We start from the raw sequence: 14,631 nt of genomic DNA on the forward strand, positions 1-14,631 counted from the left end.
TAATAAAGGCTGTCGATTTTCTCGACAGCCTTTTAAAAGTTTCAATCTTGCTTATAGAATGCTTGCTTTCCCGTTGTAAATAATTCCAGTCGTTGCATCAAGTGTTACTTGTTGACCTTCTTCGAATAGTTCTGTCGCATTTTCAAGACCAACTACGACAGGTAGTCCAAGACTAAGACCTACAACTGCAGCATGGCAAGTAAGTCCGCCTTCTTCTGTAATAAGTCCTGCTGCCTTCTCTAGAGCAGGAACCATATCTTTATCAGAGCCAATCGTAACTAGAATTGTGTTTCCATCTGCTTTATCAATCGCCTCTTGAGCATTTTTTGCGATAGCGATTCTTCCTGAAATAGATGTTTTCCCAATTCCTTGAGCTTTTGCAAGAATATCACCGATAACGTGAACTTTCATCAAGTTCGTTGTACCAGATTCTCCAACTGGAACACCAGCAGTAATAACAACTGTATCTCCGTGATTTACAATTCCAGACTGGATTGAAGCGTCAACTGCAACTTCTAGCATTTCGTCTGTTGTTGATACTTTGTGTCCTTCTTGTGCATGAACGCCCCATACAAGAGCAAGCTTGCGGCATACGCTAGCCGTATTTGTTACAGCTACAATCGGTGCCTTCGGACGGTATTTAGCAATCATACGCGCTGTATGTCCGCTCTCAGTAGCTGTAATAATTGCTGGGACGTTTAAGTTATAAGCTGTGTGAGCTACTGATTCACTAATCGCATTTGTTGTATTTGTTTCTGTTTCTTTACTTCTTACAGAAAGAAGCTCACGGAAGTTTAATGATTTTTCAGTATAAGAAGCAATGTTATGCATAGTTTGAACAGCTTCTACCGGATAAGATCCTGCAGCTGTTTCACCTGAAAGCATGATTGCATCTGTGCCATCAAGAATAGCATTGGCAACGTCACTCGCTTCCGCACGAGTTGGACGAGGATTACGCTGCATAGAATCAAGCATTTGTGTTGCAGTAATAACAGGCTTTCCAAGTGCATTACACTTTTTAATAAGCTGCTTTTGTACAAGAGGTACTTCTTCAGCAGGAATTTCAACACCTAGGTCACCACGAGCAACCATTAAACCATCTGAAATCTCAAGGATGGAATCGATGTTATCAACACCTTCACGGTTTTCAATCTTAGGGATAATTTGAATGTCAGTTGCTTTATGCTTCTCAAGAAGTTTACGGATATCAAGAACATCGGATACTCGACGAACGAATGACGCAGCAATAAAGTCTACACCCTGTTCAATGCCGAATTCAATATCTGCAGCATCCTTATCTGTAATACCAGGAAGGTTAACGCTCACGTTTGGTACGTTAACACCCTTTTTGTTTTTCAATGTTCCATTATTTAGAACCTCAGTATAAAGTTCATTCTTCTCAATTTGCTTTACTTCAAGTTCAATCAATCCATCATCAAGTAAAATCTTAGATCCAACATGAACATCATTAACAAGGTCAGGATATGTGACAGAGATTTTCTCTGTTGTACCAAGTACTTCTTCCATAGAAACGATAAGCTGTTGACCAGCCTCAAGATCGATCCCACCGTTCTCCATATTGTTCGTGCGGATTTCCGGGCCTTTTGTATCTAAAAGGATCGCAACGTTTTTTCCGAGCTTTTCAGCAACTGCACGGATTGATTTAATACGATTACCGTGTTCTTCAAAATCACCATGTGAGAAATTCAAACGAGCAACGTTCATCCCTGCATTAATCAATTTTTCTAGAGTTTGTTCATTTTCACTTGCTGGTCCAATCGTACAGACAATCTTAGTTTTGCGCATGGGTCTGTCTCCTCCTAAAAAGCTATGCTTCAATTAGTTTTCTTCATAACAACTATGTTATGTAACATTTTCAGACATTACGATACACCCCTTATGTTTAAAGGGGTGAACCACTTAAGGTCTTTTTAAATAGATAATTCCTTTGCAAGCTGACACATTTTTTGATTGACTTCATGTGGTAGAGCGAGTGCTTCGTTAATATCCATATCAACAATTTGGTTGTTCTGAATACCAACTGTTCGCCCTTCTGCTCCTTCAAGTAGAAGTTCAACAGCACGTGCTCCAAGACGGCTTGCTAGAACTCGGTCCGAAGCAGTTGGTGAACCACCACGTTGAACGTGACCAAGAACGGTTACACGTGTTTCCATGTTCATCTCTTCTTGGATTTGTTTCCCAATTTCAACACCACTTCCAACACCTTCAGCAACAACAATAATACTGTGACGTTTTCCGCGATCATGGCCGCGCTTCAGACGACTCAAGATATCGGACAACTCGAACTTCTCCTCAGGAATGAGGATTGATTCAGCACCGTCAGCCAGACCTGACCAAAGAGCGATATCTCCTGCGTCACGTCCCATTACCTCGATCACATATGTACGCTCATGAGATGTCGCCGTGTCACGAATTTTATCAATAGCTTGAATAACTGTATTTAGTGCTGTATCAAAACCAATCGTAAAGTCTGTTCCAGGGATGTCATTATCAATCGTTCCTGGAATTCCAATCGTCGGGAAGCCATGACCAGTTAATTTCTGAGCTCCACGGTAGGATCCATCTCCTCCGATTACGACTAGACCCTCAATACCAAATTTCTTTAAGTTCTCTACACCCTTCAGTTGACCTTCAAGTGTCTTAAATTCAGGGCAGCGAGCAGAATATAACATTGTACCGCCACGATGGATAATATCAGCTACAGAACCGATTTCCATTTTCTCTATATTTCCATTAATCAACCCGGTATATCCGTGGTAGATCCCATAAACTTCAATATCATGGTAGATTGCTTTTCGAACGACAGCTCGAATAGCAGCGTTCATTCCTGGTGAGTCTCCTCCGCTGGTTAGTACACCAATACGTTTCATAACTGTTCACCTCATTAATTCTTTGTGTTATTAAAATATCAAATACGGTCGTTGAATACAATAGCTAAGCTACATCGCAAAAAAGTGCTTTCTCTATAACGAGAAAGCACTTTCCTTATTTTAAGCCAATGGTATCGGTTACAAACGTATATTGTCCAATATTTCTGTATTTTTCATAGCGTTGATTCACAAGCTCCTGTTTGGAAAGTTGTGTCAGTTCTTCAAGTGATTTGACAAGTGCCGATTGAATCGCCTTCGCCTGTTCTTCCGTATTCCGATGAGCCCCTCCCTTTACTTCAGGGATAATCTCATCAATGACATTTAGTTCTTTCAAATCTGGCGCCGTGATTTTCATAGTATCAGCTGCCTGCTGAGCTAAACCAGAATCCTTCCACAACAAAGCCGCAGCTCCTTCAGGAGAAATAACGGAATACCATGAATTTTCAAGCATGTGCACGTGATTACCTACGCCAATCGCTAACGCACCTCCACTCGCACCTTCTCCAATAACAATGCAAATGATTGGAACGGTTAGCCCCGCCATTTCAATCAAGTTACGTGCAATCGCTTCACTTTGCCCTCTTTCTTCCGCTGCCTTACCAGGAAACGCTCCTTTAGTATCTAGGAGAAAAATAACGGGACGTTGAAATTTTTCGGCTTGTTTCATGAGACGAAGCGCTTTACGATAGCCTTCAGGATGTGGCATTCCAAAATTTCGTCTAAGATTCTCTTTTGTATCTTTACCACGCTGATGGCCGATAACCGTAACAGGTTTTCCTTCAAAGGTTGCAATACCACCTACAATCGCTTCGTCATCACCAAACAGTCGATCACCATGCAATTCAAGAAAGTTCTCAAAAATACGATCGATATAATCAGAAGTTGTGGGACGTTCAGGATGTCTAGCCAATTGGACACGGTTCCACGCTGTTAAATTCTCGTAAATTTCTTCTTCCATTTTTGAAAGTCTTTTTTGAAGACGAGAAACCTCATCATTAAGATCCACATTCTTTTCTTCCATGAAAGAATGTAATTCAGTAATTTTATCTTCTAACTCTTGGAGAGGTCGTTCAAAATCAAGTCTCTGTGCCATTATTCTTCACCTCCATTTCCATGAATCATTAGTACCTGACCGAGTATCTTCTTCATATCAGCTCGATGAATCACGCGATCCAACTGACCATGATGAAGGAGAAATTCAGCTGTCTGAAAATCTTCTGGAAGATCTTCACGAATCGTTTGCTCAATAATTCGCCTACCAGCGAAGCCAATCAAAGCCTTAGGTTCAGCGAAATTAAAATCGCCTACAGAAGCAAAACTCGCTGATACACCACCAGTTGTAGGATGTGTCATTATAGAAATGAATAGTCCACCGTCATCACTAAATCTTTTAAGCGCTACGCTGGATTTCGCCATTTGCATCAAACTCAAAACACCCTCTTGCATTCGAGCACCGCCCGATGCAGTAAAGACAATAAACGGGATTTTTTCTTTATGCGCATGCTCAATCGCTCTTGTGATTTTTTCTCCTACCACTGAACCCATGCTTCCCATTCGAAAACGTGCATCCATTACTGCAATAGCTGTTCGGTAGCCATCTATTGTTCCTTCACCCGTTACAACCGCTTCATTCAATGAGGATTTCTTTTGATCCTTCTCCAAACGCTCAACATAATCCGGAAAAGAGAGCGGGTTTTCTGAAATCATATCTGCATCCAGTTCTGTAAAAGAACCTGTATCAAGCGTATCCTTTAATCTTTCAGGGGCTGACATTTGATGGTGATACCCACATTTCACACAAACCTTATGCGATTTTTCCAGCTCTTTCGTATAAATAATACTTTTACACCCTGGACACTTTGTCATAATGCCTTCAGGTACATCTTGTTTTATTTTATCTGAGGGAACCGTCGCATACTTCTTCTTCTTGTTGAATAGATCCTTTAACAAAGTTGACCATCCCTTTCACAATATCAAACATATTTGCTATTCTTCCGCTTTTTTTATTTCATACGTGTCAAATAAACAAATGGCACTTTCCTTATTCCTAGAAGTCAATGCATCAATCATGGATTCATAATACTCTTTAGGGCGGAAAGTTAACTGGTGCCAAATTGTCTGATGGTAATCCGCAAGCTCTCCCCATAACCTCATGAGTAGATGATTATGAGTTGATGAAACAATAACTCGGAAGAAAGCTGTATCAAATTCAGTCGAAAAAATATTTCGACCGGAAGAGTTGTCCTTATATTCCATCATAGTTCTTAATCGATCAAGATATTCATCTGAGATTCGATCACACGCCACCCTTAGAATATCTTTTTCAATTAACCTTCTAGTTTCTAACAGATCTTCTTTAGACTTAGTATCTTTTAGAATAAAGGAGGCAATGACTTCTACAAGTCGATGATCTCTAGCATTTGCAATAAATGTCCCTTCTCCTCGACGAGTTTCAATTAGACCAAGCATTTCCATTGATCTTAACGCTTCTCTTACGGAAGATCTTCCGGCATTTAAGCGCTCAGAAAGCTCCCTTTCCGAAGGGAGCTTATCACCGGTTTGTAAACCATCGTTATAAATAATCGCTTTTATTTTCTGAAGGATATTCTGATAAACTTTCCCCTGACTCATCATGGGAAATCAACACCCTTTCCTGACTGAAAACAAATAGGAAAAGTAGACATTTGCGGTTTGGAACCGTGAATGCCTCTTAACCAAAATGAATGTTTAGAAGATAAGCTGTTTTTCATGTTCTCCATAAATAAAATGCAAGAAAAAAGTGAGAAAGTCAAGCTCTTCCCCACTTACTCGTTATCTTCTTCAATAATAGCGAGAGAACGTGTCTTTTCTTTAACTGATTCAGGATCTACGTTTATACGAGCCACACCCGTCTCCATCGCAGCTTTCGCTACACTAGCAGCAACAGCAGGTGCTACTCGTGGATCAAACGGTGCGGGAATAACGTAGTCGGCGCTCAAATCTTCTTCAGCAACAAGTTCTGCAATAGCATGTACAGCAGCAACCTTCATATCTTCGTTAATATGAGTTGCTCTAACATCAAGTGCGCCTCGGAAAATTCCAGGGAACGCTAGAACATTATTTATTTGATTTGGGAAATCTGATCGCCCAGTACCAATAACCTTAGCTCCTGCTTCTCTTGCATCATTTGGCATGATTTCAGGATTAGGGTTAGCCATTGCAAAAATAGTTGGATCGTCGTTCATAGATTCGACCATTTCTCTCGTCAGTGCTCCCTCAACTGAAACCCCAATGAAAACATCTGTGCCTGAAATAACTTCTTTCAATGACCCTTCTGCTTTGTCACGATTTGTATACTTCGCAACTTCTGCCTTCACGTCGTTCATTCCATAAGAACGGCCTTCGTAAATAGCACCTTTCGAATCACACATAATGATATCCTTTACACCAAAACGATTCAAAAGCTTAATAATGGCGATGCCTGCAGCTCCAGCACCATTGATAACGACTTTAATTTCACTCATTTTCTTACCTGATAGTTTCAAAGCATTGACAAGCCCTGCTACCGTAACAATGGCAGTGCCGTGTTGATCATCATGGAAAATAGGGATATTTGTTTCTTTTTTTAATCTTTCTTCGATTACAAAACAATTAGGGGCAGCAATATCTTCAAGGTTAATACCACCAAAAGTAGGTTCCATTAACTTTACTGTCTGCACAATTTGATCTACATCAGTCGTATTTAAGCAAATAGGAAATGCATCAACACCAGCAAAACTTTTGAAAAGCACTGCTTTCCCTTCCATTACAGGAAGTGCTGCTTCCGGCCCAATATTTCCAAGTCCAAGAACGGCTGTGCCATCGGATACGACGGCAACCATGTTTCCTTTCATCGTATATTCATATACTTTATTCTTGTCATCATAAATTTCTTTACAAGGCTCTGCAACACCTGGTGAATAAGCTAGACTTAAATCCGTAGCGTTTCGAACCGGCACCTTCGATTTAGATTCTAGTTTTCCTTGTCTCACTCTGTGAATATGTAGAGCTTCTTCTCTCGTAATGGACAATAAACCCACTCTCCTTTTTTCAGAAGCATTAGATGATGTTAACAATTTCCCTAGTACAATTGGGCAGTGGTCAGACCACTCTATTTTCACCATTATAACAAATCACCATTAGCTGTAAAGATTTTCATCGAGGCTTTTTCACAACATTGTTTTCACCAAGTAATTTTTTCAAGGCGTGAAGACAGTCAGTATCAGGGTTTACAAGCCATTCTTTACCGAGCTTTACGGTTTTATCTGTTTCACTATAATAAACTACGACCTCTGCATCACCCTCATAGTTTCGAAGCACTCCCTTCACTTCACTTAGCATACTTTTATGGTGAGGCTCAACTTTCAGAAATAAGGTTTTCTTCTCTTTCTTTGGTTGAACATCACTTAGCTTCATCGCTCTAGAAATAATAATATTCGTTTGATCATTTCGTTTCTGCCCTACACCATCAACGTAAAGAAATTGCCCTCTCGATAAAAGACTCTCCAATTGCTCCCAAACATCAGGAAAGGCGACTCCTTCTATTTCTCCCGTTTCATCACCCAACGTTAGAAAAGCCATCATTTGTCCTTTCTTCGTGCGAATACTTCTGACCTTCAATACCTCTACAGCTAACCTTAATGGAGCTCGATCTGAAGCATTGATGGCGTCCCTCGTAACATCTCTTACGTATCCCTTCAAATTTTCTAAATAGGGATCAAGAGGATGGGCTGTTAAATAAAACCCAATTGCTTCTTTCTCGAATGCAAGCATTTCTTTTTCATCAAAAGGGGGAACGCTCTCGTAAGCTGGTTCAGCCTCACCATCTTCAAAAAAACCTTTTTGTCCATTTTGTTCAGAGCCATAGTTCATGGCCCCTTCGAGTGAAGCGAGCATCGAAGAACGACTTACCCCGAACTCATCCATCGTACCAGCAAATATCAACGATTCAAGTGCGCGCTTATTTACTATTCTTAGTGAAATTCTTGCACATAAATCAAAAAGGCTTTTATAAAAGTGATTCCTCTTATCTAAGATTTCTTCTATAGCATTTTTACCGACATTTTTTACTGGAAGCAAACCGAATCTCAAGGCCTCATTTTCAACAGTGAAGGTTTCTTTGCTTTTGTTGATTGACGGCGGATGAACCGTCATGCCTTTCTGTCTCGCTTCTGATAAATACATAGCAAGTCTATCTTGGTTTCCGATTGCAGATGTTAATAGACTCGAAAAGAAGTAACGTGAATAGTTAGCTTTTAAATAAGCTAGTTGATAAGCAATCACGCTATAAGCTACTGCATGACTCCGATTAAATCCGTAATCCGCAAATCGGACAATGTACTCATATACTTTAACAGCAGTTTCTCTAGGATATCCCTTTGCAAGACAACCACTAACGAAATGCTCTCTTTCAGATTCAAGAACTTCACGCTTCTTCTTAGATACGGCCCTTCTTAATAAATCCGCTTCTCCAAGAGAAAAACCTGCTAATTTTGATGCAATTTGCATGATTTGCTCTTGATACACGATAACTCCATAAGTTGATTTTAGAATTGGTTCAAGATCTGGATGGAGATAATCAATTGAACGTTCTTTATGTTTACCTGAAATGAAGAGCGGAATGTTTTCCATTGGACCCGGCCTATATAAAGCATTAACAGCAACAATATCTTCAAATTCAGTTGGCTTCAGCCTCCTCAGCACTTGACGCATGCCATCAGATTCAAGTTGAAAAACACCTGTTGTATCAGCTTTTTGCAGCAGTGAGAAGGTAGGTTGATCATCCATTGGAATTGTAGAAAGCGAAGGGCGCACGCCTGTTTCACTTTCGATATCATTTAATATCCCTTCAATTAAAGTTAAATTTCGAAGTCCAAGAAAGTCCATTTTCAAAAGACCTACTTCTTCTAAATCGTTCATGGGAAACTGCGTCAAACTAATATGATGACCACCAAGTAAAGGTACATGTTTCGTAAGCGGCTCAGCTGAAATAACAATTCCTGCGGCATGTGTTGATGTATGACGTGGTAGCCCTTCAATCGTACTTGCTATGTCAAAAACCTGTTTTCCTTCAGAGGTAGATGATATGAGATCCATGAGTGCTTTTGACTCTTCTTTTGCCTGTTTCAACGTCATTCCAGGTCTTGAAGGAACTGCTTTAGACATCGCATCCAGAAGCTTCGTATCTACTTCTAATACTTTTCCAACGTCACGAATTGCAGCTTTTGCAGCAAGCGTACCGAATGTTACGATTTGGGCTACTCGGTCATGTCCGTATTTCTCGTAAACGTATTCAATGACCTCATCTCTTCTTACATCAGGAAAGTCGATGTCAATATCTGGCATCGTAACTCGTTCTGGATTCAAGAAGCGCTCAAATAGAAGGTTGTGTTCGATAGGATCCACATCTGTTATATGCAATAAGTAAGCAACGAGAGAGCCAGCCGCCGATCCTCTCCCCGGACCTGTAATCATATGATGATCATGAGCATATTTCATGAAATCCCAAACAATTAGGAAATAATCATTAAATCCCATCTCATTGATAATTGAAAGTTCGTAATCTAATCGGTCCGTCACATGTATACCTGGATCGTGATATCGCTCAGCTAAATGGTTTATACATATCTCCTTCAAGAACTCAAAAGCCGATTTTCCGTCAGGAACTGGATAAACGGGTAAGTGCGTTTGTTCGAAATTCAGTTCGACAGAACATCTTGCGGCGATCTTAATTGTGTTTGCAAGAGCTTCCTCATAACCCTTAAACCGCTCTCTCATTTCTTCCTCAGAGGTTAAATAATATTCATGATTAGGTAAGGCCACCTTGTCTTTCTCTTCATAACGTTGCCCTGTATCAATACACCTTAAGCAATCATGTGCTTCCCCATCTTCTTGATTAATATAGTGAACCGCATTTGAAACGGTTAATGGAATGTTCGCTTTATTGGCAAGCTTGGAAATTAACAAGTTAAGGTGTCTTTCTTCTCTAAGAGAATGATCCTGCATTTCGAGATAGAATCCCTCTTTGAAAACACGTTGATACTCCATTGCCATTTGTAAGGCGACCGTATCTTCTTCATAAAGAAGGGCTTTTCCAATTTCACTATGAAGGGTCCCAGATAAGGCAATGAGACCATCTGATCTTTCAAATAAATTTGTTTTATCTATGTATGGTTGTGGCCCCCCTGTACTTTGCATTTGCGTACTGATATTCAATAAGTTCTCATAACCTTCCGTATTAACAGCAAGTAGAACAAGGTTATCCAAATGTTGGTCCCGCTGATGGAGAGAAGACTCATCCCCAACGCTTACCTCTAGTCCGATTATTGGCTTTATTCCCTTTGCTTGACATGCTTTATAGAATGGAATTGTCCCATACATTGTTCCTTTATCTGTCAGAGCCATAGACTGAAATCCTTTTTGTATTGCAGATTCAACAAGTGATTCAATTCGACTTGGGCTATCTAGCAGACTATATTCACTGTAAACACGAAGATGCACAAATTCCATATATAATCCCACTCTCAATTTGCTATTACTTTCTATTATAAATACTTCCACCTTCTCAAACAAACATTATCAAGCATATCCCTCTCTCCTAATTGCATAGGCTGTACTAAAAGCGAAAAATAGGCTGATTTATAATCACACACTTTTTCTTCAACTTTTTATGTGCTGTGAAGACAGAAAAAGTTACTTCATGAAATTTGATACGAAAGAAGGAATCAAAATGGAGAGAGTAACTCTCGTAACATTAATTATCGCGTTTTTCGTTGCATTTGGTGTGATTGTTGGAGGGTCAATTATCGGAGGAATCGGGGCATTCCTTTCTGGTGAGCCACCACTACACTGGATCTATATCGTTGCACAAAGATTAAAAATCTGGGCGATTGCCGCAGCAATTGGCGGAACATTTGATACGATAAATAACATGGAAAGAAGTTTTCTCAGTGGTTCTCCAGATGAAATCATGCGCCAATTTTTATGGATTTTCTGTGCGCTTGGTGGGGCGCAGGCAGGTATGGAGATCATTAACTGGCTTACTCAGGAACGCTCTTCCTTATGAGAGTTCCGCAAATTTATTCTAGAAAAGGGTGGCAACGATTTCTTGCAGGTCTTTCTGTAGGGGTCATCTTTGGGTGGTTATTCTTTCTGATGCTATTCGGCATTATGTACGAAAAGCAGATCACAACGATTAAAGAACAAAAAATTGAAATCTCGGACTTAAAAACCCAAAATCAAACATTGCTCGATGATCAAGTAAATTATAATAATAAAGAAATCGAAAAAACTCTTCTCGTCAAAAAAATCGAAGTCACTTTCGAGAAAGATAATGATCTACCATTAAACTCATTAACGCGCCACGAGTTAAAGAAAGAAATTCAAACCGAATTAAATGATCTTCTCAACAAGGATCTCGGAGCGATTTCTAGAACCAGAAGCTTTATCATTCAATCCCTCGAAAACAAAACGCTCATGATTGACAATATTAAATATGGTTTTAAAGTGAAGCAATTTATTCTTTGGACAACAGTCGAGGTGGTGCTTACAATTGAACTCGTTCAATAGCGAAAATAAAACTATTTTGTGACCTTTTGTCAGACAAGTCGCAATTTTCTTAGGTGTAGTATATGATAAGAGTATAGAAAATTGGGAGGTGGCGCGATGGTTATTGATCGCAAACAAATCGCGAGAGCGAAAATTGCTGATTTAATGAATGGGCGATCCGCTTACGCAGAGTCACACGAAATGACTGCTCTAATTAAAAAGGAATTGCAATCACTTAACATCGACGTGCACGAAGACGTGACAAGCTTTGGTTCGTGGTTTATACCTAAATCGCATGATCAAGTGTAAATGTGGTAACAACAAAGACCGGCGCTCTCTCAATAAAGGAGACCCCGGTCTTTTAACTTGTTATTATACTTCTTCGCACACTTTGTCTAGCTCCGCAAGAACGTCATCAGCCTCTGCCCACGAATAAACAGTTGCCCCCGCAGCCATTGGATGTCCGCCACCATTAAATTGAGCAGCAATTGTATTCACAACAGGCCCTTTTGAACGAAGACGAACACGAATTTGATCTGGTTCCTCAATGAAGAAAACCCACGCCTTCAAACCCGCTACATTAGAGAAAGTATTCACTAGCTGTGATGCCTCACTAGCCGTTACGCCATATGAAGCAACTGTTTCTTTTGTGATTTTCATCCATCCAGCACCAGTTTCTGATGTTTCAAAATGCTGTAAGACATATCCGTTTAAGCGAGCGATATGCTGTTCCGTTTTGTATAGTTCCTTATATAAAGAGCCTGTATCTACACCAAACTTCAAGAGCTCACCTGCATACATAAAGGTACGCTGAGTCGTATTAGAAAACATAAAACGTCCGGTATCACCTACTATACCTGCATAAAGAAGAAAAGCTCCTTTTTCAGAAAGCTTGTACCCTCGTTCCTTAGCAGTAAGGTACAAATCGACAATCATTTCACTAACAGAGCTTGAAGAAGTGTCCACCCAGAGAAGATCACCATAAGGGTCTTCATTTGGATGATGATCGATTTTAATTAAGAGCTTGCCATTACGGTATCGGTTATCACTAACCCTAGGCTGATTCGCCGTATCACAAACAATGACAAGTGCGTTATGATATGTTTCATCCTGAACCTCATCCATTCGGTTCAGGAATGTAAGTGATGGTTCTTCTTCACCAACCGTAAACACACGCTTCTTTGGAAAAGAAGTTTGTATAAGCTCGGCAAGTCCTCCCTGCGAGCCAAGTGCATCAGGATCTGGGCGCACATGACGATGAATTATAATGGTCTCATATTGTTCGATAGCATCTAATATTTGTTCCTTCATCAACTTTCTCCTTTCGACCGCTTCCCAATTGTTACGTATATGTCATAGATTTTCAGTACTAAATTCTATACAATAGAAAAGAACCTTGAATTATGGAGGAAAACAGTCATGCCTATCTTTGTCATATTAATTGTCTTTTCAATCGTTTTCTATTTGTTTTATCGAGTAAAAGCTGTTCGACATAACGGTGTCGCAACAACTCAATGGCTTAATTCAAAAGCAAGCATTGCACTCGGACTTTTCCTTGTCTTTTTTGCCATTAATACGCTTACCGTTTCTTTATCAACGGTCACTGTGATTGTTGCCGCTGTCTTTATTTTACTTGGTCTTGTAAACGTTACAGTCGGCTATAAAAAGTATCGACACTATCTTCCATTTGCAATCGAAGAAGCAAAGGATATGAAACTAAACTAACAGCGCTATGTTTACTTGTAAAACCGCCACGGATTTATTTCTGGCGGTTTTTTTATCGATCAATCAATTGCGCCATCATAAGAGCCTTTCCTACGACCGCACCTTCATGATAAATTTCAACATCTACTTTACCAAATTTCCTTGATACCTCGAGAACTTTAGGCACAATTTCAATTGTATGATCAATTTGAACCGGTTTGATGAAATAAAGTGTAATGTTTTCTACTACTAAATCACCCTTTTTGTATTTCTTCAAAACTCGACTCCCAGCTTCAGTGACTAGGGTTGTTACAACACCATAAGATAACGTTCCAAGTAGGCTCGTCATTTGAGGTGTTACCTCACAGCTATAGCGACTTTCCGATCCAGTGGAAATATCTTTGATTTGACTCGTAATAAGGTCGTCAAAGGTTTCCCCTATCTGTGGTTGCTGCTGAATCATTTGAAGAGCCTTAAGTACATCCTGTCTACTAATAATACCGATAAGTCGCTGATATTGATCGAGAACAGGAAGCATCTCTATCCCTTCCCAGATCATTGTATGAGCTGCAGAAGCGACGGACGTTTGCTCATTAACAGTGAGCGGGTGTTTTGTCATCACCTTAGCTATTGACGTTTCATGCTGTTCACCTAAAATATCTTTAGATGTCACAATGCCTTGAACCTTCATATTTGGATCCACAACCGGATAGCGACTATGCAATGTTGATTCATTTAGCTCATGCCAGCGACCTACACTTTCTGTGGTCACTAGAAAGCTCGTTTTCGTAAGCGGCGTTAATATGTCACTTACTAGAGCTATTTCTTTCTTAATTAATCGATCATATATCGCACGATTAATCATTGTTGCCACTGTAAAGGAGTCATAGGAGGTAGATATAATTGGCAAATCATATGCATCCGCCATTTTCTTCACATCATCCTGCGCATCAAAACCACCAGTAATAAGGACAGCCGCCCCGGCTTCTAGTGCAATTTTATGCACGTTGTCGCGATTACCGACTATGAGCAAACTACCAGGATCGACGTAACGCATCATAGCCTCTAGCTTCATCGCACCGATAACAAACTTATGAAGGGTTTTATGTAAACCATTTCTTCCTCCAAGCACCTGCCCATCGACGACGTTCACTACTTCAGCATACGTGAGTTTTTCGATATTTTCTTTCTCTTTTTTTGTGATTCGGATCGTCCCAACCCGTTCAATCGTGCTGACCGTCCCTTTGTTTTCAGCATCCTTAATCGCTCTGTATGCTGTACCCTCACTAACTTTTAATTCTCTAGCAATTTGACGCACGGATATTTTACTTCCTACTTCTAGCGTTTCAATGTAAGAGAGGATCTGTTCATGTTTCGTTGTCAATTTCTTTCACCATACTTTCTACATGCACATCTGTATCAGTAGCTAAACTACTTCTGTTATAGTGGTGTTTGAATTGACTTCATTATA

At 40.0% G+C, this 14,631-nt stretch carries 13 protein-coding genes; 4 read left to right on the forward strand and 9 right to left on the reverse strand.

Translation table 11 applies throughout. The features are described from left to right. Positions 1–51: 51 nt before the first annotated feature. The 7 genes from pyk to AC0VYO_RS16025 form a co-directional block, all read right to left on the reverse strand. A complete protein-coding gene (gene pyk / locus AC0VYO_RS15995; RefSeq protein ID WP_475367798.1) occupies positions 52–1,806 on the reverse strand; it encodes a pyruvate kinase in 1,755 nt (584 codons plus the stop codon). Positions 1,807–1,931: 125 nt separating this feature from the next. After that, complete coding sequence (gene pfkA / locus AC0VYO_RS16000) at positions 1,932–2,891, reverse strand: 6-phosphofructokinase (protein ID WP_226614638.1); 960 nt, start codon at positions 2,889–2,891, stop codon at positions 1,932–1,934. 115 nt (positions 2,892–3,006) lie between these two features. Beyond that, on the reverse strand, positions 3,007–3,984 hold the full coding sequence (gene accA / locus AC0VYO_RS16005; RefSeq protein WP_475365601.1) for an acetyl-CoA carboxylase carboxyl transferase subunit alpha: 978 nt from the start codon (positions 3,982–3,984) through the stop codon (positions 3,007–3,009). Then, positions 3,984–4,841: an acetyl-CoA carboxylase, carboxyltransferase subunit beta gene (gene accD, locus AC0VYO_RS16010; RefSeq protein ID WP_430241416.1), complete on the reverse strand. Its 858-nt coding sequence runs from the start codon at positions 4,839–4,841 to the stop codon at positions 3,984–3,986. Before accD ends, accA begins: the two co-directional genes overlap by 1 nt. A gap of 36 nt (positions 4,842–4,877) precedes the next feature. Continuing rightward, positions 4,878–5,522, reverse strand: coding sequence for a FadR/GntR family transcriptional regulator (locus AC0VYO_RS16015; protein WP_475365602.1), 645 nt, complete (start codon positions 5,520–5,522; stop codon positions 4,878–4,880). A gap of 173 nt (positions 5,523–5,695) precedes the next feature. Next, complete coding sequence (ystJ, locus tag AC0VYO_RS16020; protein ID WP_430241481.1) at positions 5,696–6,940, reverse strand: NADP-dependent malic enzyme; 1,245 nt, start codon at positions 6,938–6,940, stop codon at positions 5,696–5,698. Between the two features lie 124 nt (positions 6,941–7,064). Next, positions 7,065–10,418: a DNA polymerase III subunit alpha gene (locus AC0VYO_RS16025; protein ID WP_475365603.1), complete on the reverse strand. Its 3,354-nt coding sequence runs from the start codon at positions 10,416–10,418 to the stop codon at positions 7,065–7,067. Between the two features lie 220 nt (positions 10,419–10,638). Between AC0VYO_RS16025 and AC0VYO_RS16030 the strand changes: the two genes are divergently transcribed. The 3 genes from AC0VYO_RS16030 to AC0VYO_RS16040 all read left to right on the forward strand — a co-directional run bounded on the left by AC0VYO_RS16030 (position 10,639) and on the right by AC0VYO_RS16040 (position 11,765). Next, entirely contained in the window at positions 10,639–10,974 is a 336-nt protein-coding gene (locus AC0VYO_RS16030) for a YtrH family sporulation protein (protein ID WP_194219635.1), read from the forward strand. Further along, positions 10,971–11,477, forward strand: a complete 507-nt coding sequence (ytrI, locus tag AC0VYO_RS16035; protein ID WP_194219293.1) for a sporulation membrane protein YtrI — start codon at positions 10,971–10,973, stop codon at positions 11,475–11,477. The genes AC0VYO_RS16030 and ytrI overlap by 4 nt, the downstream gene beginning before the upstream one ends. A 96-nt stretch (positions 11,478–11,573) precedes the next feature. Further along, a complete protein-coding gene (locus tag AC0VYO_RS16040) occupies positions 11,574–11,765 on the forward strand; it encodes a YtzJ family protein (protein WP_098444518.1) in 192 nt (63 codons plus the stop codon). 63 nt (positions 11,766–11,828) lie between these two features. Here the strand turns inward: AC0VYO_RS16040 and AC0VYO_RS16045 are convergent, their stop codons facing one another. Continuing rightward, on the reverse strand, positions 11,829–12,767 hold the full coding sequence (locus AC0VYO_RS16045; protein WP_226614647.1) for a DHH family phosphoesterase: 939 nt from the start codon (positions 12,765–12,767) through the stop codon (positions 11,829–11,831). Between the two features lie 108 nt (positions 12,768–12,875). Between AC0VYO_RS16045 and AC0VYO_RS16050 the strand changes: the two genes are divergently transcribed. Beyond that, on the forward strand, positions 12,876–13,181 hold the full coding sequence (locus AC0VYO_RS16050; RefSeq protein WP_430241427.1) for a YtpI family protein: 306 nt from the start codon (positions 12,876–12,878) through the stop codon (positions 13,179–13,181). Positions 13,182–13,233: 52 nt separating this feature from the next. On the opposite strand, the gene AC0VYO_RS16055 is transcribed toward AC0VYO_RS16050, so the two are convergent. Continuing rightward, on the reverse strand, positions 13,234–14,544 hold the full coding sequence (locus tag AC0VYO_RS16055; RefSeq protein WP_194219290.1) for a DRTGG domain-containing protein: 1,311 nt from the start codon (positions 14,542–14,544) through the stop codon (positions 13,234–13,236). Positions 14,545–14,631: the final 87 nt, after the last annotated feature.

The sequence above is a fragment of the Anaerobacillus sp. 63XJN7_4_ISO-PGPR-S23-413 genome, assembly GCF_056173725.1.